18 protein-coding genes and 1 other annotated feature (1 of these 19 running past the window's edge) are annotated in these 18,584 nt (G+C 62.5%); of the genes, 14 read left to right on the forward strand and 4 right to left on the reverse strand.

Annotated elements, in window-relative coordinates:
* Positions 1-115 (forward strand) — a binding site (T-box leader) (it extends 120 nt beyond the left edge of the window).
* 9 nt (positions 116-124) lie between these two features.
* Both H8696_RS01400 and H8696_RS01405 read left to right on the forward strand, forming a co-directional pair.
* Entirely contained in the window at positions 125-730 is a 606-nt protein-coding gene (locus H8696_RS01400) for a helix-turn-helix domain-containing protein (protein WP_249314477.1), read from the forward strand.
* Positions 731-733: 3 nt separating this feature from the next.
* Positions 734-2,422, forward strand: a complete 1,689-nt coding sequence (locus H8696_RS01405) for an AMP-binding protein (RefSeq protein WP_249314478.1) — start codon at positions 734-736, stop codon at positions 2,420-2,422.
* Between the two features lie 181 nt (positions 2,423-2,603).
* On the opposite strand, the gene H8696_RS11270 is transcribed toward H8696_RS01405, so the two are convergent.
* From H8696_RS11270 to H8696_RS01420, 3 genes are all read right to left on the reverse strand, one after another.
* Positions 2,604-3,860, reverse strand: a complete 1,257-nt coding sequence (locus tag H8696_RS11270; protein ID WP_456237451.1) for a hypothetical protein — start codon at positions 3,858-3,860, stop codon at positions 2,604-2,606.
* Between the two features lie 365 nt (positions 3,861-4,225).
* Complete coding sequence (locus H8696_RS01415) at positions 4,226-4,564, reverse strand: helix-turn-helix domain-containing protein (protein WP_249314479.1); 339 nt, start codon at positions 4,562-4,564, stop codon at positions 4,226-4,228.
* A 124-nt stretch (positions 4,565-4,688) separates the two neighbouring features.
* On the reverse strand, positions 4,689-5,639 hold the full coding sequence (locus H8696_RS01420; protein WP_330605365.1) for a carbohydrate kinase family protein: 951 nt from the start codon (positions 5,637-5,639) through the stop codon (positions 4,689-4,691).
* A 119-nt stretch (positions 5,640-5,758) separates the two neighbouring features.
* On the opposite strand from H8696_RS01420, the gene H8696_RS01425 reads away from it, so the two are divergent.
* From H8696_RS01425 to H8696_RS01465, 9 genes are all read left to right on the forward strand, one after another.
* Positions 5,759-6,304, forward strand: coding sequence for an AAA family ATPase (locus tag H8696_RS01425; RefSeq protein WP_249314481.1), 546 nt, complete (start codon positions 5,759-5,761; stop codon positions 6,302-6,304).
* 425 nt (positions 6,305-6,729) lie between these two features.
* Positions 6,730-8,403: an AMP-binding protein gene (locus tag H8696_RS01430; protein WP_249314482.1), complete on the forward strand. Its 1,674-nt coding sequence runs from the start codon at positions 6,730-6,732 to the stop codon at positions 8,401-8,403.
* A 24-nt stretch (positions 8,404-8,427) separates the two neighbouring features.
* Positions 8,428-9,240 carry a sugar phosphate isomerase/epimerase family protein gene (locus tag H8696_RS01435; RefSeq protein WP_249314483.1) on the forward strand — a complete coding sequence of 271 codons (813 nt, stop codon included), beginning with the start codon at positions 8,428-8,430 and terminating at the stop codon, positions 9,238-9,240.
* Positions 9,241-9,294: 54 nt separating this feature from the next.
* Complete coding sequence (locus tag H8696_RS01440) at positions 9,295-9,858, forward strand: sugar O-acetyltransferase (protein WP_249314484.1); 564 nt, start codon at positions 9,295-9,297, stop codon at positions 9,856-9,858.
* A gap of 209 nt (positions 9,859-10,067) precedes the next feature.
* Entirely contained in the window at positions 10,068-11,609 is a 1,542-nt protein-coding gene (locus tag H8696_RS01445) for an ABC transporter substrate-binding protein (protein ID WP_249314485.1), read from the forward strand.
* A 28-nt stretch (positions 11,610-11,637) separates the two neighbouring features.
* The gene (locus H8696_RS01450) at positions 11,638-12,615 is read left to right on the forward strand and encodes an ABC transporter permease (RefSeq protein WP_249314486.1); all 978 of its coding nucleotides are present in this window, start codon (positions 11,638-11,640) and stop codon (positions 12,613-12,615) included.
* A complete protein-coding gene (locus H8696_RS01455; RefSeq protein WP_249314487.1) occupies positions 12,612-13,424 on the forward strand; it encodes an ABC transporter permease in 813 nt (270 codons plus the stop codon). Before H8696_RS01450 ends, H8696_RS01455 begins: the two co-directional genes overlap by 4 nt.
* Positions 13,425-13,434: 10 nt before the next feature.
* Positions 13,435-14,361: an ABC transporter ATP-binding protein gene (locus tag H8696_RS01460; RefSeq protein ID WP_249314488.1), complete on the forward strand. Its 927-nt coding sequence runs from the start codon at positions 13,435-13,437 to the stop codon at positions 14,359-14,361.
* 245 nt (positions 14,362-14,606) lie between these two features.
* Entirely contained in the window at positions 14,607-15,203 is a 597-nt protein-coding gene (locus H8696_RS01465; RefSeq protein WP_249314489.1) for an ABC transporter ATP-binding protein, read from the forward strand.
* A gap of 13 nt (positions 15,204-15,216) precedes the next feature.
* Here H8696_RS01465 and H8696_RS01470 read toward each other — a convergent pair whose 3' ends face one another.
* Positions 15,217-15,837 carry a hypothetical protein gene (locus tag H8696_RS01470; protein ID WP_249314490.1) on the reverse strand — a complete coding sequence of 207 codons (621 nt, stop codon included), beginning with the start codon at positions 15,835-15,837 and terminating at the stop codon, positions 15,217-15,219.
* Between the two features lie 119 nt (positions 15,838-15,956).
* Between H8696_RS01470 and H8696_RS01475 the strand changes: the two genes are divergently transcribed.
* The 3 genes from H8696_RS01475 to H8696_RS01485 all read left to right on the forward strand — a co-directional run bounded on the left by H8696_RS01475 (position 15,957) and on the right by H8696_RS01485 (position 18,498).
* Positions 15,957-17,288 carry a hemolysin family protein gene (locus H8696_RS01475; RefSeq protein WP_249314491.1) on the forward strand — a complete coding sequence of 444 codons (1,332 nt, stop codon included), beginning with the start codon at positions 15,957-15,959 and terminating at the stop codon, positions 17,286-17,288.
* Between the two features lie 6 nt (positions 17,289-17,294).
* Positions 17,295-17,774 carry a GNAT family N-acetyltransferase gene (locus tag H8696_RS01480; RefSeq protein ID WP_249314492.1) on the forward strand — a complete coding sequence of 160 codons (480 nt, stop codon included), beginning with the start codon at positions 17,295-17,297 and terminating at the stop codon, positions 17,772-17,774.
* A 349-nt stretch (positions 17,775-18,123) separates the two neighbouring features.
* A complete protein-coding gene (locus tag H8696_RS01485; RefSeq protein WP_249314493.1) occupies positions 18,124-18,498 on the forward strand; it encodes a DUF3795 domain-containing protein in 375 nt (124 codons plus the stop codon).
* Positions 18,499-18,584: the final 86 nt, after the last annotated feature.

The raw sequence follows: 18,584 nt of genomic DNA on the forward strand, positions 1-18,584 counted from the left end.
AGCGGTCGGAGGCGCACCGTTAACGGCGCAGGGCTTGATGGAGCCCGTGAGAGTGGACCGAAAGGTCAATTTGGGTGGTACCGCGTGGAGCTTATTGGAGCGCCTCGTCCCAGGGAGGGACGGGGTGTTTTTATTTTACCAGAAGGAGGAGAAGAAGATGACGGAACAGCTTAGGGAAATTGCCGAGAGAATACGGGGCCTTCGGGAAATTATGGAGGTGTCCGAGGCGGAGATGGCCGAGTGCTGCGAGATGACCCTGGAGGAATATCAGGCCCAGGAACGGGGCGAAAAGGATTTTTCCTTCAGCTTTATCTACAACGTGGCCAACCGTTTGGGGGTGGACGTGGTGGATATCATCAGCGGGGATTCCCCCAAGCTTTCCGGCTGCTGCGTGGTCAGGAAGGGCGAGGGCCTGGAGGTCAACCGCCGCAAGGCCTACAACTACCGCCATCTGGCCTACACCTTCCGGGGCAAGATGTGCGAGCCCTTTTTGGTGACGGTGGAGCCCAAGGCGGACGAGGGCAGGCCGGAGCTCCATGAGCACGAGGGCCAGGAGCTCAACTACGTGGTGGAGGGCTCCATGGAGTTCCACTTCGGCGAGGAGGTGTACGTCCTCAGCGAAGGGGACAGCGTGTATTTCGACTCCGGCGTGCCCCACGCCATGAGGACGCTGAACGGCAAACCCACCAAGTTTTTGGCGGTCGTGATGAAAAAGCAGAGGAGGTGCTGAAAAATGCCGCTCTACGAGAAATTTCTGGGCCGCTCCCGGGACGATTTCGCCTCCCTGGAGGACCTGAACCGAAACTATAAGGTGCATATCCACGACGATTTCAACTACGGCTTCGACGTGATCGACGTACTGGCCGAGGAGAAGCCGGACGGCCTTGCGATGATGTGGGTGGGCGCGGACGGCGAGGAGCGCCGCTTCACCTTCAGGGATATGAGCCTTCTTTCCAACAAGGCCGCCAACTTCTTCGCCGCAAAGGGCGTGAAGAAGGGCGACATGGTCATGCTGGTCCTGAAGCGGGGCTATCAGTTCTGGTACACGCTGCTTGGACTGCACAAGCTGGGCGCGGTGGCCATCCCCGCCACCCATCTGCTGACGGCCAAAGATTATGTCTACCGCTGCAACGCCGCCAGCGTGAAGATGCTGGTGGTCACCGGGGACAACGATGTGACGGAGCATGTGGATGAGGCGCTGCCAAAGTGCGAGACGGTGGAGCTTCGGGCGGTGACCAAGGGCAAGGAGGTTCCCGGCTGGATCGACTACGACGCCGAGCTTGCGGGCATGTCCGACGTGTTCCCCCGTCCGGAGGGCGAGGGGAAGACCTGGGCGAAGGACATGATGCTCATGTTCTTCACCTCCGGCACCACCGGCTATCCCAAGATGGTGTGGCACGACTACACCTATCCCCTGGGCCATCTTCTCACCGGCTGCTTCTGGCACCGGGTGGAGGAGAACGGACTGCACTTCACCATCTCGGACACCGGCTGGGGCAAGGCCCTCTGGGGCAAGATCTACGGCCAGTGGCTGGGGGAGAGCGCCGTTTTCACCTACGACTTTGAAAAGTTTTCCGCGCCGGATATCCTCGGGAAGATGGAGAAGTATCGGGTGACCACCTTCTGCGCGCCGCCCACCATGTACCGGTACATGATCAAGGAGGATCTGGCGAAGTACGATTTGAGCGCCCTCCGGCACTGCACCACCGCCGGCGAGGCTTTGAACCCCGAGGTGTACAGCCAGTGGAAGAATAAGACGGGACTTAAGATCTTCGAGGGCTTCGGCCAGACGGAAACCACCCTTTGCTGCTGGACCGCCTTCCCCTGGATGCAGCCGCGCCTCGGCTCCATGGGCCTGCCGGCGCCGGGCTGGCGGCTCACGGTGGTGGATCCGGAGGGCAGGGAATGCCCGGCGGGCGTCACCGGCGAGATCTGCGTGAGGACGGACGAGGCCGGCGGCGGCAAGCCCTTCGGCCTGTTCAGCGGCTATTTCCGGGACGATGAGCTGACGAAGAAGTCCTGGCACGACGATCTTTATCACACCGGGGACACGGCCTACAAGGACGAGCTCGGCTTTTTGTGGTACGTGGGCCGCATCGACGATGTGATCAAAAGCTCCGGCTACCGTATCGGGCCCTTCGAGGTGGAGAGCGCCCTCATGGAGCACCCCTCTGTTCTGGAGTGCGCGGTGACCGGCGTGCCCGACCCGGTGCGGGGCTTCGTGGTGAAGGCCACGGTGGTCCTGGCCCAGGGCTACGGGGGCAGCGAGGCTTTGACCAAGGAGCTGCAAAATCACGTGAAGCACTCCACCGCGCCCTACAAGTATCCGCGGATCATCGAGTACGTGGAGGAACTCCCCAAAACCATCAGCGGCAAGATCCGCCGGGTGGAGATCCGGGAGAACGATCAAAAGAAACAGTGATGTAATACAAAAGCGGCCCCGCGGGGGCCGTTTTTTGTCCCCTTTGCGGGGGGAGAGGGGGAAGAATCAGCGGGCGGACCGCCGGGGCCGGGGCATGGCCCGACCCTGGAATCGGAATCCCGCGGGAACCGACGGCGCAAAAAAAGAGCGGCAGAAATGCCGCCCTTCTTTGCTGGGCCGATTACGGACCAGTAGGCCCGGTGGGACCAGTAGGCCCGGTGGGACCAGTGGGTCCGGTGGGACCTTCAGCTCCGGCAGCACCCGCAGCGCCGGCAGGACCGGTGGGCCCGGTGGGACCTTCGGCTCCGGCAGCGCCCGCAGCGCCGGCAGGACCGGTGGGTCCGGTGGGACCTTCGGCTCCGGCAGCACCCGCAGCGCCGGCAGGACCGGTGGGCCCGGTGGGACCTTCGGTGCCCGCAGCACCCGCAGCACCGGCAGGACCGGTGGGCCCGGTGGCGCCGTAGGGCAGTACGAAGTTGAGAACCACGTTATCCGGCGTGCCGCTGATGGTGACCGAGGGCGCGGAACCGCCCGTCACCGAACCGATGGTGAAAGTGGGGGTAGCACCGGTGGGCCCGGTGGGACCAGTGGGACCGGTAGCGCCGGTGGCGCCGGTAGCACCCGTTGCGCCGGCAGGCCCAATGGGACCGGTAGCGCCGGTAGCGCCGGTAGCACCCGCAGCGCCCGCAGGCCCAATGGGACCGGTAGCGCCGGTAGCGCCGGTGGCGCCCGCAGCGCCCGCAGGCCCAATGGGACCGGTGGGTCCGGTCGCGCCGGTAGCACCCGTAGCGCCCGCAGGCCCAATGGGACCGGTAGCGCCGGTAGCGCCGGTAGCACCGGTGGCGCCGGTCGCGCCCGCTACCGACACAAGGTCAAAGCCCGCGGAGGTGTCCGGATTTCCCGACGGGTTGTCGGTGTTCGCACGGTACAGGGAACCGTTATAGAACACCAAATCCCCTGTCCGGTAGGAGGCGCCGGGCACAAAGGTCGTGGCCGTGCTGAGGCCGGGGCCCATGGCGCCGGTAGGACCGGTGGGTCCGGTGGGACCCGCGGGTCCGATGGGACCCTGGGGGCCGGTCGCGCCGGTGGCGCCGGTAGCACCCGTAGCGCCGGTAGCGCCCGTGGCGCCGGCGGCTCCGGCAGCACCGATGGGGCCCTGAGGACCTACGGGACCCTGAGGACCGGTGGGACCCTGCGGGCCTTCAACGCCCTGCAGGCCCTGCACACCCTGAGAACCGGTAGCGCCGCGAAGACCCTGGGGGCCCTGAGGACCAGTGGGTCCGGTAGCGCCCGTGGCGCCGCGAAGACCCATGGGGCCCTGGGGCCCGGTGGGACCGGTGGGACCGATGCCCGAGGGAACTGGCGGCGGGCAAGGCGGCCAGGGCGGGCAGGGAGGAACCGGCGGACAGGGAACCGGCGGGCAGGGACAGGAGGGCATCACGTTGGCGCCGCAGCCGATGGGCGCGGACGGCGTGGTCACGCCGCAGCCCACCGAAGACGTCTCAATGGGCATGATGCCGCTGCCGCAGCCCAGCACCGGATAGGTGGCGAAATCGCCGTTTGTGTAGGCTTGCGTGCGGGCGTTGGGAGTAAAGCTGCCATTTTGAAGCCGTTGGCTTCGCATATTGGATTCGTTGTTGTATCTCATGGGTATTACTCCTCATCCTAATAATGTGGAATGCTATAGCATTCTATATTATTGTATGCGGCAGCGCCCGATGGGTTCAGCCGGGATGAGGATGGGAAGGGGCTCCGGAGCGTAAAACAGGGCATAAAAAAAGCACCGAATGATCGGTGCCTTTCTTACTTCGTCCCTTTGATGTCCCTGAGCGCTGCCAGATACCCCCGCATGCGGTCCTGCATTTCCGGCGTCAGATCCCGGTAGATCTGGATCATCTCCATCTCCTCGTCGGAATAGCGCTGCTGAACCAGGGTGTCGATGGGCAGAGCCACGTCGGTACGGTCGAGCAGATAGTCGGTGCTGGTTTCAAGATAGGCGGCAATTTTCCCTAGCGTCTCCACACTGGGCATGATTTTGCCTCGCTCGTACCCGCTGATGGTCTCCTGAGCCACCTCGGCTACCAAACTGAGCTGGAATTGGGTAACCCTTTTGCTTTTGCGCAATTTCCGCATATTTTCCATGGGGTAACCTCCCTTGTGTTGATCCGAGAACAGGAAACAATGAATATACTTTTATGAATGATTGCGTTATTAGACAAACTTGTATAAAACTCCTGCTTGTTTTTGTGATTATTCAAAATTTTTTCTAGGAACGAAGGGCGGCCAGGGCCTGGATCTCCTCCCGGCTGGGCAGACTGGGAATGGCGCCGGGCTTGGTGACGGTGAGCGCGCCCGCCGCGTTGGCGCAGTCCATGAATTTTTCCAGCTGATAGGGGGAAAGTCCCTCCACTTCCCGGCGGCTTTTGCCCGCAAGATAGTGGATGAGCGTGCCGAAGAAAGCGTCCCCCGCGCCGGTGGTGTCCACGGCGTCCGCCTTGAAGGCGGGAACCTGGCCTATCCGCTCCATCAGCCGGTAGTAGGCGCCCTGCTCCCCCTGGGAAACCACGATGAGGGCGGCACCGGACATCTCCTGGATGAGGGCGGTGCCCAGCTCCGGATCGTCGGTGCCGGTGAGAAAGATCATCTCCTCCAGGGAGACCTTGATGACGTCCGCCAGGCGCAGGGCCTTGGAGAGCACCTCCACCGCCTTCGCCTCGCTTTTCCAAAGGGCGGGCCGGTAGTTGGGATCGAAGGTGATGAGGGCGCCCGCCTGCCGGGCGATGCGCACGGCAAAGGTGGTGGCGGCCCGGGCGGGGTTGTGGGTGAGGGACACCCCGCCGAAATGGAACACCCGGGTATGGGTGATGATATCCCAGTCCAGCTCCTCCGGCGAGAGGGAGCTGTCCGCGCCGGGATTGCGGTAGAAGGTGAAGGAGCGCTCGCCTTCCGCCGTGAGATGGACGAAGGCCAGCGTGGTGGGCAGTTCGCCCCGGACCAGGCCGTGGCTGTCGATGCCCTCCCCCTGCAGCACCGCGTCAAGGTAATCCCCAAAGCTGTCCTGACCCACCTTGCCGATAAAGGCGGTGCTGCTGCCCAGCCGCGCAGCCATGGCGAGAACGTTTGCCGGTGCGCCGCCGGGGTTCTGGGCCATCAGGGGTACGCCGTCCCGCTCTCCCGCGGGAGTAAAATCGATGAGAATTTCGCCGAGAGCAGCCACGTCCGTCAACGGGATCACCTCCATGTTTTGCTATTTTTATTGTAGCTCTTTGAAGGAGGGATTGCAAGGGGCGCCGGCAGGGGGTACAATGAAAAAAGACGAACTTAGGAGGTGCGGCGATGAAAAAGCTTATCCTGGTGGGCGGCACCATGGGTGCGGGGAAAAGCACCGTCTGCGAGGCCCTTCTGCCCATGCTGGCGCCGGCGGCCTACCTGGACGGCGACTGGTGCTGGCGCATGGCGCCCTTCACCGTGACCGAGGAAAACAGGAGGATGGTGCTGGCCAACATCGGGCACCTGCTGCGCTCTTATTTACATAATTCAAGCTTTGCGGCGGTGCTGTTCTGCTGGGTCATGCAGGAGGAAGAGATTTGGAACGCGGTTCTTCGGGAGGTGGAGGGCTGCGAATTTGAGTTACATAAGGTTTGCCTGACCTTGAATGAGACCGCCCTTCGGGAGCGGATCTTGAAGGATGTGGCGGCGGGGAAGCGGGAGATCGAAGTGATGGAGCGTTCGGTGCAGCGGCTGCCCCTTTACGGAAGGGTATCGGCGGCGAAGCTCAATGTATCCTTCATGGACGGGGAGGAGGCGGCCCGAACCATCGCCCGGGAGGTGCAAAAACCGTTCGGAAAATTTTTTATTGAAAACGGGTTGACAAAAAAATAGGCCCCTGTTATCATGTAGAAAACTTGATCAGGCGAACACGACGACGGGGAGTAGTAGTCGGCGGAGCTTCTTCCAGAGAGCCGCGGGTGCTGGAAAGCGGCAGAAGCAAAACGGATGAACTGGCCCCCGAGTGGCCGGCTGAAACCGGGCGAATGGGCGAATGGGCGAATGGACGAGCGGGCGAGTGAGCAAGCGGCAGGGACCCACGGCGGGCGCAAAAAGCCGACACCCATCACCGGGAGTAGGAACGGACGGAGTTTCCACCGATATCGGGAAAGCGCGTTCATGGGACGCGGCAGAGTGGATGGGCTTTGGCCCGTCAAGAGAAGTGGTACCACGGAAGCAGTTTAACAGCTTTCGTCTTCATCAAATGAGGACGAGAGCTTTTTTATTTAGAAATTTCGCGTGAGCAGGAGGTAATCGAAGTGAAAGAACTCATTTCCATCACCATGGGAAAGATGCTGGAGAGGATGGCGGACCAGTACCGGGACGACAACATGATCAATTACACCATCCGGGACTACCGCCGCACCTGGGGTGAATTCGATGAGGAAGTGAACCGCATCGCCCGGGCCTTCATGGCCATGGGCATTGAAAAGGGCGACCATGTGGCCATCTGGGCCACCAACGTGCCCCAGTGGCTGCTCACCCTCTTCGCCACCGCCAAGATCGGCGGCGTCCTTGTCACCGTCAACACGGCCTACAAGGTGTTTGAGCTGGAGTACCTCCTGCGTCAGTCGGACACCAAGATGCTGGTGATGATCGACAGCTTCAAGGACTCAAGCTATGTGGACATCGTGAACGACCTGTGCCCCGACCTCAAGGACAGCGCGCCCGGCGGGTACAATAACCCCCGGCTGCCCTTCCTGAAATCGGTGGTGTACGTGGGCGAGGGCAAAGGGGAGACCCCGGCGGGCATGATCAACTGGAACGATCTCTACGATCTTGCGGAAAAGACCCCCGTGGAAGCCTTCCGCGCCCGCACCGATTCCCTCGATCCCCAGGACGTGGTCAACATGCAGTACACCTCCGGCACCACCGGCTTCCCCAAGGGCGTCATGCTCACCCACTACAACGTGGTCAACAACGGCATGTGCATCGGCGAGTGCATGAAGTTCACCCATGACGACAAGCTGTGCATCACCGTGCCCTTTTTCCACTGCTTCGGGCTGGTGCTGGCCACCATGGCCTGCCTCACCCACGGCACCGCCATGGTGCCCATCGACTACTTCCGGCCCACCTGGGTGATGGACGCTCTGGAGAGCGAAAAGTGCACCGCCGTTCACGGCGTGCCCACCATGTTCATCGCCATGCTGGAGCACCCGGACTTCAAGAAGCACGATTTCTCCCACATGCGCACCGGCATCATGGCCGGCTCCCCCTGCCCGGTGAAGGTCATGCGCCAGGTGGTGGACGAGATGCACATGACGGAGATCACCATCGCTTACGGCCAGACCGAAAGCTCGCCCGTGTCCACCCAGACCACCACCGACGACTCCATCGAGGCCCGGGTGAACACCGTGGGCCGGGTGCTGCCCCACGTGGAGGCGAAGATCGTCGATCCCGAGACCGGCAGGACCCTGGGGCCGGGACAGCCCGGCGAGTTCTGTTCCCGGGGCTACAACACCATGCGCGGCTACTACAAGCTGGAGGAGGCCACCGCCCAGGCCATCGACAAGGACGGCTGGCTCCACACCGGCGACATCGCCGTGGTGGACGAGAACGGCTACTACAAGATTACGGGCAGGATCAAGGACATGATCATCCGGGGCGGCGAGAACATCTACCCCAAGGAGATCGAGGAATTCTATTACACCCAGGACGGCGTCAAGGACGTGCAGGTCATCGGCGTGCCCGACAAGCAGTACGGCGAGGAGATCATGGCCTGCATCATCAAAAAGGAAGGCTGCACCCATACCGAGGAGGAGTACCGGGAGATGGCCCGCCAGCACCTGGCCAAGCACAAGGTGCCAAAATACATCTGGTTCATGGATACCTTCCCCATGAACAACGCCGGCAAGATCCAGAAGTTCAAGATGCGGGAAAATGCCGTGGAATATTTGGGCCTTGAGAAGGATGCGGCCATCGAGACGGCGTAATTATAAAGGAAGGGGGAGATTAGGATGAAAACTGCATTTTCCACCATCGGCTGCCCGGGCTGGACCTGGAACGAGATCTTTGCCACCGCCAAGGATATGGGCCTTGACGGCATCGAGATCCGGGGCATCGGGCCGGAAATCTACGCACCGAAGGCAGAGCCCTTCTCCGAGAAGAACCGGGCCGCCACCCTGGAGCGCCTCCAAAAGGCGAACGTGGCCATCAGCATGGTGACCTCCGGCGCGTGCCTCGGGCGGAGCAAGGATATGGAGGCCTCCATGGCGGAGGCGAAAAACTACGTGGATTTCGCGGGAGAGATCGGCGCGCCCTATGTCCGGGTGATGATCTCCGATACGCCGGAGGGTTATCCCGACGAGGACGTGGAGGGGGCGGCGGAGCGCTACCAGGCGCTGTGCGCTTACGCAAAGGGCACCGGCGTGGACGTGCTCATCGAGACCAACGGCAAGCTGGCCGATTCGAGGGTGATGCGGCGCTTCCTGGACAGCGTGGACGCGGCGAACAAGGGCGTCCTTTGGGATATCCATCATCCCTACCGCTTCTATGGGGAAAAGCCCGGGTATACCTACGAGAACATCGGCGAATACGTGCGCTACATTCACGTGAAGGATTCGGTGGGCACGTCAAAGAAGGTGGAGTACCGCATGATGGGCTACGGCGACGTGCCCATCTTCGACACGCTGAAGATCCTCAGCGAGAACGGCTATGCGGGCTATGTGAGCCTCGAATGGGTCAAGCGCTGGAACCCGGACCTGCAGGAGCCCGGCGTGGTGTTCTACCATTACGCCAACTACATCCGCTTCCTGATGAATCAGCTGTAGCCGGCGCCGGGCGGGCACGGATCGTGCCCGTTCCCGTACGAAGGGGGAATTTTTGTGGCCTCGGGAAGAATGCTGGCGGACGGGCGCCGGCTCTACGACATGGCGGACCCCGTGTTTCAGGCGGAATGCACCCGGGCGAAGGTGCTGATGCAGGCGCTGAACGGGGCGCCGGCCGGCGACTATGCCGGACAGGGGCGGCTGCTTCGGGAGCTTGTGGGCTCCATCGGCGAGAACGTGATGGTGGGCCAGGGCTTCTTGTGCAACCTGGGCTACAACATCCATCTGGGGGACCGCTTCTACGCCAACGCCAACGTGACCCTGCTGGACCTCGGGGAGATCCGGTTCGGCAAGAACTGCATGGTGGGCCCGAATGCGGCGCTCTACGCGGTGGAGCATGAGCTCCTGCCCGCGGGCCGCAACGACAGCGCCTACGGCGTTCCCATCACCGTGGAGGACGACGTTTGGATCGGCGGCTCCGCGGTGGTGCTGGGCGGGGTCAGGATCGGCCGGGGCGCGGTGATCGCCGCGGGGGCCGTGGTCACGAAGGACGTCCCGGCCATGACGGTGGCCGCGGGGAACCCGGCCCGGGTGGTCCGCCGGCTCACGGAAAGGGCGTAGTTGACCCCCGCGCCGGTTTTTGATACAATCAGAAAAGAAGCGGTCATGAAGGCCGCACGCGCTCTCAAATGAAACGATGATGAATGGAGCCAGGAAGGCTGAGCCCGGATGAACCGGGCAGGCTTTCCTGGTTTTTGCATTCTTGGGGAGGAATAGGTATGTCTAAGTTTTGGAAACGCATATGGGCATTTGCCCTAGCAGGGGTAGTATTGTTAGCGCTTACGGGATGCGGGGAAAAGCCCGCGTCCGGCACGGACGGAGGACGGCAGGGACGCTCGGAGGATGAGCTCACCATCGCCTCGGGCAAGGAACCGGAGGAGGGCTTCTCGCCCATCACCGGCTGGGGCAGCTACCAGCATCCCCTGTTCTTCAGCACCCTTCTTTGGCGGGACGGGGAGATGAACATCGTGAAGGATCTCGCCACCGACTACACCGTCTCGGACGACGGGCTCACCTACCGTTTCACCCTGCGGGAGGACGCGGTCTTTTCCGACGGGGAGCCCCTCAAGGCCTCCGATGTGGCCTTCACCTATCAAAAGGCCGCCGAGGGAACCAGCGTGGACCTGACCAACCTTGAAAGCGCCGCCGCCGAGGGGAATGAGGTCGTTTTGACCCTGAAAGCGCCCCAGTCCACCTTCATCGACACGGTGTGCCGCCTGGGCATCGTGCCCGAGCACGGCTACGGGGAGGATTTCGCGGACCATCCCGTGGGTTCCGGACCCTACAAGCTGGTCCAGTGGGACAAGGGCCAGCAGGTGATCGTGGAATTGAACGACTTATATTATGGAAAGAAACCCTTCTTCAAGAAGCTCACCTTCGTTTTTCTGAGCGAGGAGACCACCTTCGCCGCGGCCAAGGCCGGGGAGCTGGATGTGGCGGCGGTGACCAACGCCATGGGCGGGGAGACCGTGGCCGGCATGGAGATGCTGGACCTTGCCACCATCGACAACCGGGGCATCGTCTTCCCGGTGAATCCGCCCTCGGCGGACGGCACCCAGGGCAACGCGGTCACCTCGGACAGGGCGGTGCGCCGGGCGGTGAATCTGGCGGTGGACCGGGAGGCGCTGATCGACGGCGTGCTCTACGGCTTCGGCAAGCCCGCCTACACCGAGTGCGACGGCATGCCCTGGTGGAACAAGGATACGATGATTGAGGACGGCGATCTCGAGGGGGCGGGCAAGCTTCTCGAGGAGGCGGGCTGGACGATGGGCGAGGACGGCATCCGGGTGAAGGACGGCCTTCGCTGCGCCTTCACGCTGATCTACCCCTCCGGCGATCAGGTGCGGGAATCGCTGTCCCTCGCCATGGTGGACATGCTGCTGCCGGCGGGCATTGAGGTCACCGTGGAGGGCGTGAGCTGGGATGAGCTCGGCACCCGCATGCTGAAGGATCCCTCCATGCAGGGCTGGGGCTCCCATTCGGCCATGGAGTGCTACAACCTCTACCACACCACGGCCGACGCCTCGAACTGGTACAACGTGGGCTACTACTCGAACGCCGCCGTGGACCGTTATCTGGAGGACGCCCTTTACGCCACCGATACCGGCGCCGCCGATGAGCTGATTCAAAAGGCCCAGTGGGACGGCGAGGAGGGCTACAGCCTTCTCGGGGACGCCGCCTGGGCCTGGCTGGTCAACATCGATCACGTGTATTTCGTCAGCGAGGGCCTGGACACCGGCGTGCAGAAGCTCCATCCCCACGGCCACGGCTGGCCCATCACCGACAACATCACCGAGTGGAAGTGGAAGTGATCCGTCGAACCGATAGGGAGGGAAATGGATGAGGGTGTTCAAATTTGCGCTGCTGAAGAGCCTTCGCATGCTGGCGCTGATGCTGGCCGTCGCCGTGGTCAGCTTCGTTTTGGTGCAGTTCGCGCCCATCGACCCGGTGCAGGCCTATGTGGGCGGCAACGCCGCCGTAAGCGCCGAACAGCGGGAGCGCATCGCCGAATACTGGGGCCTCAATGATCCGCCGGCGGAGCGGTTCGTGAAGTGGGGCTCCGCGCTGCTCCGCGGGGATCTGGGCGAGTCGAAGATCTACAAGCGGCCGGTGGCGGACGTGATCGGGGAGCGCTTCGCCGCCTCCATCGCGCTCATGGCGGTGGCGTGGGTGTTCTCCGGCGTGTTCGGGTTCCTTCTCGGCATGGTGAGCGCCGCCCATCGGGGCAGGTTCCTGGACCGGGCCGTCAAATGGCTGTGCCTCACCCTCAGCTCCACGCCGGTGTTCTGGTTCGGCCTTCTCATGCTCATGGTCTTTTCCGTGTGGCTGGGCTGGACGCCCATCGGCCTTTCCGTACCCATCGGCGAGGCGGGGGCGGCGTCCTTCGGGGCGCGGCTGGCCCACATGGTCCTGCCCGCCCTCACCCTCTCCATCACCAGCCTCGGGCCCATCGCCCTCCACACCCGGGCGAAGCTTCTGGACGTGATGGACAGCGACTTCATGCTCTACGCCAGGGCCAGGGGCGAGCGGGGCTTCGGGCTGTACCTCCGCCATGGGGCGAGAAACATCGTGCTGCCCGCCATCACCCTGCAGTTCGCCTCCTTCGGCGAGCTCTTCGGCGGGAGCGTCCTCGCCGAGCAGGTCTTTTCCTATCCCGGTCTCGGCCAGGCCGCCACCCAGGCCGGCCTTCGGGGGGACCTGCCCCTTTTGATGGGTGTGGTCCTTTGCATGGCCCTGTTCGTTTTTCTGGGCAACCTCACCGCCAACATCCTCTACGGCGTGATCGATCCCCGCATCCGAAAGGGGGCGGAGGCATGAGCGAACGGAAGAAGGCCCTCATCACTCTGGCGGCGGCGGGCGGCGTGATCCTCCTCATCCTGGCGCTGGGACTCACCCTCCCCGGCGGCACCGCCACCAACTTTGCGGAAAAGAGCCTTTCCCCCTCCCTGGCCCATCCCTTCGGCACCGATTGGCTGGGCCGGGATATGCTGGCAAGGACGCTGAAGGGGCTGGTCTTTTCCATCGCCGTGGGGCTCATCGCCGCGTCGGTGAGCACGGTGATCGCCGTGGTGCTGGGCATTTTCGCCGCCACCTTCGGGAAATGGGCGGACGCTCTCATCAACTTCATGGTGGACCTGTGCCAGGGCATTCCCCACATCCTGCTCATGATCCTCATCGCCTTCGTGCTGGGCGGGGGCGTAAGGGCCATCATCGTGTCCATGGCGCTCACCCACTGGCCCAGCATGACCCGGCTCATCCGCTCGGAGGTGATGCAGCTGAGGTCCATGCCCTACGTTCAGGTGTCCCGCCGTCTGGGCCGGGGCCGCATGCACATCGCGGCAAGGCACATCCTGCCCCATCTGTGGCCCCAGATCATCGTGGGGTTCATCCTGCTCTTTCCCCACGCCATTCTTCACGAGGCGTCCCTCACCTTCCTCGGGTTCGGGCTGTCCGTGCAGCAGCCCGCCGTGGGCATCATTCTGTCCGAGGCCATGAAGTACCTTGCCACCGGCCAGTGGTGGCTGGCCTTCTTTCCGGGGCTCATGCTGCTCATCGTGGTCCGGCTTTTTGACCGGCTGGGGGACAGCGCAAGGATGATGGTGGACCCGACGAAGGTCCACCGGTAAGGAGGCCGCTATGCTGCTTGAGGTTAAAAATTATTCCCTGGGCTTCGTCCAGTATACCGCCGGACTCAAACGGCGGAACTTCACCGTGCTGCGGGAGATGAACCTCGCCGTAGCGCCGGGGGAGATCGTGGCGGTGTTCGGTGCCAGCGGGTCGGGCAAAAGCCTGCTCGCCCACGGGATTTTCGGCATCCTGCCGGAGAACGCCTGGGCCGCGGGGGAGATCCGGCTGGGAGGAGAGCTCCTTCTCGGGGACCGCCTTGAAAGGGCCCGGGGCCGGGAGATGGCCCTCATTCCCCAGTCGGTGGATTTTCTGGACCCGCTGATGAAGGTGGGCCGGCAGGTGGCGGACGCGGCGCGGGGCGCCGGCCGGGGGGAGCGGAAGAAGCGGGCGGAGGCGGTGCTGGCCCGGTACGGCCTTTCCCCGGCGGTCATGGGGATGTATCCCTTTGAGCTGTCCGGCGGCATGGCCCGGCGGGTGCTGGCGGCTTCGGCCTTCCTTTCCGGCGCGAAGCTCATCGTGGCGGACGAACCCACCACCGGGCTGCACGAGGCGGCGGTCCGGGAGGAAATGCGCCACCTCGCCGAGCTGGCGGAGGACGGCGCGGGCGTTATCATGATCACCCACGACATGAACGCCGCGCTCCGCTCGGCCCACCGGGTGGCGGTGCTCTATGCCGGAACCATCGTGGAGGTGGCGCGGCGGGAGGCCTTTGCCGGGACGGGGGAGGCGCTCATGCATCCCTACACCCGGGCCCTTTGGCGGGCGCTGCCCATGAACGCCTTCGAGGGGCTCCCCGGCACCCAGCCCTCCCACCTTTCGCCCGAGGCGGGCTGCCCCTTCGCGCCGCGCTGTTCCCTTCGGGACGGGCGCTGCGGCGAGGTCCCGCCGGTGACGGTCTGGGAGGGCGGAGAGTTCCGATGCTGGGCGGCCGGCTGACCCGGGCTTGCGGCAGGGGGCGACAGGAGCCCGGACGCGGAGAGAGCCGAGAGGGAGAAGATTGGCGCGGCGAAGGGGAGCCGGCGGGGCCTGGGCGGGAGGCCCGATGATGGGGAGCTGGCGGGACCCGGGACGGAAGGGCCGATGATGGGAGCTGGCGGGACCTGGGGCTGGCGGGCCAATGACGGGCAAAGAAAGCCGACAGGTGCAAAGAAAGCCGACAGGCGAGAGGCGGAGGCGTGACGATGAGAATTGAAGCGGTGAAGGCGGGACAGCGATACGGGGACCGCTGGGTGTTCCGGGGGCTGGGCCTCGCGGTGGGTCCCGGCGAGGTGGTGGCCCTTACCGGCCCCTCGGGGTGCGGCAAGAGCACCCTCTGCCGGCTCATGGCGGGCTATGAAAAGCCGGCGGAGGGCAGGATCCTCTGGGACGGCAGGCCGCCCGCGCCGGGCTTTGCGCCGGTGCAGATGATCTTTCAGCATCCCGAGACCTCGGTGAACCCCCGGTGGCGCATGAAGCGGGTGCTGGAGGAGGCCTGGGACGTGGACGAAAGAACCCTGGAGGCGCTCGGCATCGAGGCCGCCTGGATGGACCGCTTCCCCGGCGAGCTGTCCGGAGGCGAATTGCAGCGCTTCTGCATCGCCAGAGCCCTCCATCCGGGGACCCGCATCCTCATCGCCGACGAGATGAGCGCCATGCTGGACGCCGTCACCCAGGCCCAGCTTTGGGCCTTCATGCTGGAGGAGGCGAAGCGCCGGGAGCTGGGCATCCTCGCCGTCACCCACGACGCCGCCCTGGCCCGGCGGGTCATGACCCGTCAGGTGCCCTTCCCGGAGCCATAAAAAAAGAAGCCGGTCAGGCTTCCTTTTGGTTTTTGGCGATCTGGACCAGATACTGGCGCAGGCTCTCGTTGGTATAGAGGTGATCGTGGGCGTATTCGTAGATCTCGTGGAGCAGGGAGAGAATCTGGATCACCGCGTGGAACTCCAGAAGGCCGATCCAAACCGTGCCCCAGATGCTTGCCGCCATGAAGATGCCGGAGGGCAGGATGAACAGCACGATGAACCCGATGACCACGCTGAGAATCACAAACAGGTGGTGAAGCCGCTCCATCACCTTGAGGGCGGGCAGGGGTCCCTTCTTCTTGATCTTGAGGGAGCAGCTGTCCTCGCCCAGAGCGGCGGAGAGGTCCCGGATGAGCCGGCGGCGCTCCTGCAGCTCCTCGAAGGCCATATCCCGCCAGCGGAACATGAGCCGCACCAGCTCGCCCGCCCCATAAAGGAGCAGTCCAAGGCCGATGCCTACCACCCACAGATCGAAGGCCAGCACCCAGATATCAAAGGATTTGAGGGAGTCGAGAAGGTCCTCGGGGACATGGAGCAGGACATCGGGCATGATGAGCACCACGAGGCCCAACGCCCCGAACAGGCAAATCATGATGACTGCGGAGATCTTGCAGGTCTTCGCCAGATTCATGGTTCGTCCTCCAGACATTTTCTTTATCCTACCACAGGAGGGAGCCCCTTTCAAGACTTGCATCCAGCATCTTCCTATGGTATATTCAAAGAAGCTGAATTTTTAAAGGGGGAATTTCCTTGTCATCCGACCCTATAGGGGGGCAACTTCTGCTCCAGGTCGTACTCATTTTACTCAACGCATTTTTTGCAGCCACGGAGATCGCCGTCATATCCCTCAATGAAAACAGGCTCCGCCGCCAGGCGGAGGAGGGCGACCGGAAGGCCGCAAGCCTTGTGAAGATCGTGGAGATGCCCACGGCCTTTCTTTCCACCATTCAAATCGGCATCACTTTGGCGGGCTTTCTGGGATCCGCTTTCGCCGCGGACAACTTCGCGGGCAGGATCACCGCCTGGCTGGTGGACGGCGTCGGGGTCACGGCTCTCAGCCGAAACGCCATCAACACCATCTCCGTTATTCTGATCACCCTCATTCTGTCCTACTTCACGCTGATCTTGGGAGAACTTGTGCCCAAGCGTATCGCCATGCAGAAAACCGAGGCGGTGGCCCGCATGAGCGCCGGTGTGATCACCGTGCTGTCCAAGGTGATGAAACCCATCATCTGGCTGCTCACCGTGTCCACCAACGGCGTGCTGCGCCTTTGCCGCATCGATCCCCACAAAAGCGAGGAGGAGGTCTCCGAGGACGAGATCATGATGATGGTGGACGCCGGCGAGGAGAAGGGCGTGATCGAGGCCGAAGAGAAGGAAATGATCGAAAACGTGTTCGAATTCAACAACCTCACCGCTGAGGACGTGATGGTGCACCGCACCGACATGGAGATGGTGTGGCTGGAGGATTCCCACGAGGATATTTTAAGGCTCATCCGGGATACGGGCCTGTCCCGCTTCCCCGTCGTCGGCGAGGACGCCGATGATGTGAAGGGCATTTTGAGCACCCGGGAGTACCTTTTAAACGCCCAGGAGGACAGCCCGAAGTCCCTCCTCACGTTGGTGCGGCCCGCCTATTTCGTGCCCGAGACCATCCCCACAAACGTACTGTTCCGCAGCATGCAGCAGATGAAGAACCATATGGCCGTGGTGGTGGACGAATACGGCGGCACCAGCGGCCTTGTGACCATGGAGGATCTACTTGAGACCATCGTGGGCGACATCTACGACGAGTTCGATCCCGCCGAGGAGGGCGAGATCGTGAAGATTGGCCCGGACACCTGGAAGATCTCCGGCAGCGCCGACCTCAAATCCATCGCCGAGGAGCTGGGGGTGGAGCTGCCCCTTGATGAATCGGACACCCTGGCCGGACTCATCATGAGCGCCCTCGACGCGGTGCCGCAGGACGGCACCCAGCCGGAAATGAACATCTATGGCCTTTCCATCAAGGTGGGCGAGGTCAAAAGCCGAAGAATCGAGTGGGCCAAGGTGGTGAAGCTGCCGCCGGCGGAGGAGGCATAGGGAACCATGCGGGTCAGAGCTTTTCAGCGGGAGGACCTGGCGGCCGCCATCTCGATCTGGAACACCGTGGTGGAGGACGGCCTGGCCTTTCCCCAGACGGAGCCTCTGGATGAGGCGGGGGGCCTTACCTTCTTTTTGGAGCAGTCCCATACGGGCATCGCGGACGGCGGCAGCGGTCCGGCGGGCCTTTACATCCTTCATCCCAACAATGTGGGACGCTGCGGCCATATCGCCAACGCCAGCTACGCTGTGGCCAGGGACCAGAGGGGCCGGGGCATCGGCGAACTGCTGGTGCGGGATTCCCTTTGGCGGGCGAAGGCGCTGGGCTTTCGCATCATGCAGTTCAATGCGGTGGTCGCGTCCAACGGCCGCGCCCTGCGCCTCTATGAGAAGCTGGGCTTCGTGCGCCTTGGCGTCATTCCCGGCGGCTTCCTCATGAAGGACGGCACCTACCAGGATATTGTGCCCCACTACAAAGTGCTGTGAATGAAAGAAAAGGACCGGCCTAAGGGCCGGTCCTGATTTGTTTTATTGGGGCGGGGGACCCTGACGCCGGAGCTGTTGCCCGGCGGACTGCACCAGCACGCCAAATCCATAGAGGAGCAGCGCGAACACCGAGGAGATCATGATGGACTGGCGAACATGGCGGCCTTTCCCGATGCCGTCAGGGAGGAATAGCTGCCGCCGCAAAACGGGGTCGGAGCACGTTCATCTTGGCCGTTGGAGGCTGACTGTGCCACTGCGCATAGTGCAGCATGGGATTGAAAAATGCATATGTGCGTGATAAAATAAATATGTCTTTATCATTGACAAATTTATATTTTTGGAGGTGCCTATGAAACGAGAATTGGGGATTGCAAGATGTGGTCTTGCCTGTTGTGTGTGTTCAGAAAATGTAAATTGCCATGGCTGTGATTCAAATGAATGTCCTGATAATGACACGTGCGAGAATAAAAAATGTTCTCTTCAAAAGGAAGTTTCTCATTGCTATATGTGCGAGGAGGATTGTAAAAAGGGATTATTAAGCCAAATCAAACCATATACTTTTACGATGTTTATTAAAAAATATGGGGAAGATAAATTGTTGGATTGCCTGGAGGAAAATGAGAAAAACGGAATTTTGTATCATCGGGAAGGTCTGATCGGAGACTATGACGACTTTGATGATGCAGAACAGCTGATGCATTTCATTTTGACGGGAAAGCGATAAACTGGAATTTAAGGGTAATGGAACGGAAGAAAAAGGCTGCTCGTTTAGAGCAGCCTTTTCTTGTAAGGCAAAATAATTCACCGTAT

Source organism: Gehongia tenuis (genome assembly GCF_014384795.1).
GTDB classification, from domain to species: domain Bacteria; phylum Bacillota; class Clostridia; order Christensenellales; family NSJ-53; genus Gehongia; species Gehongia tenuis.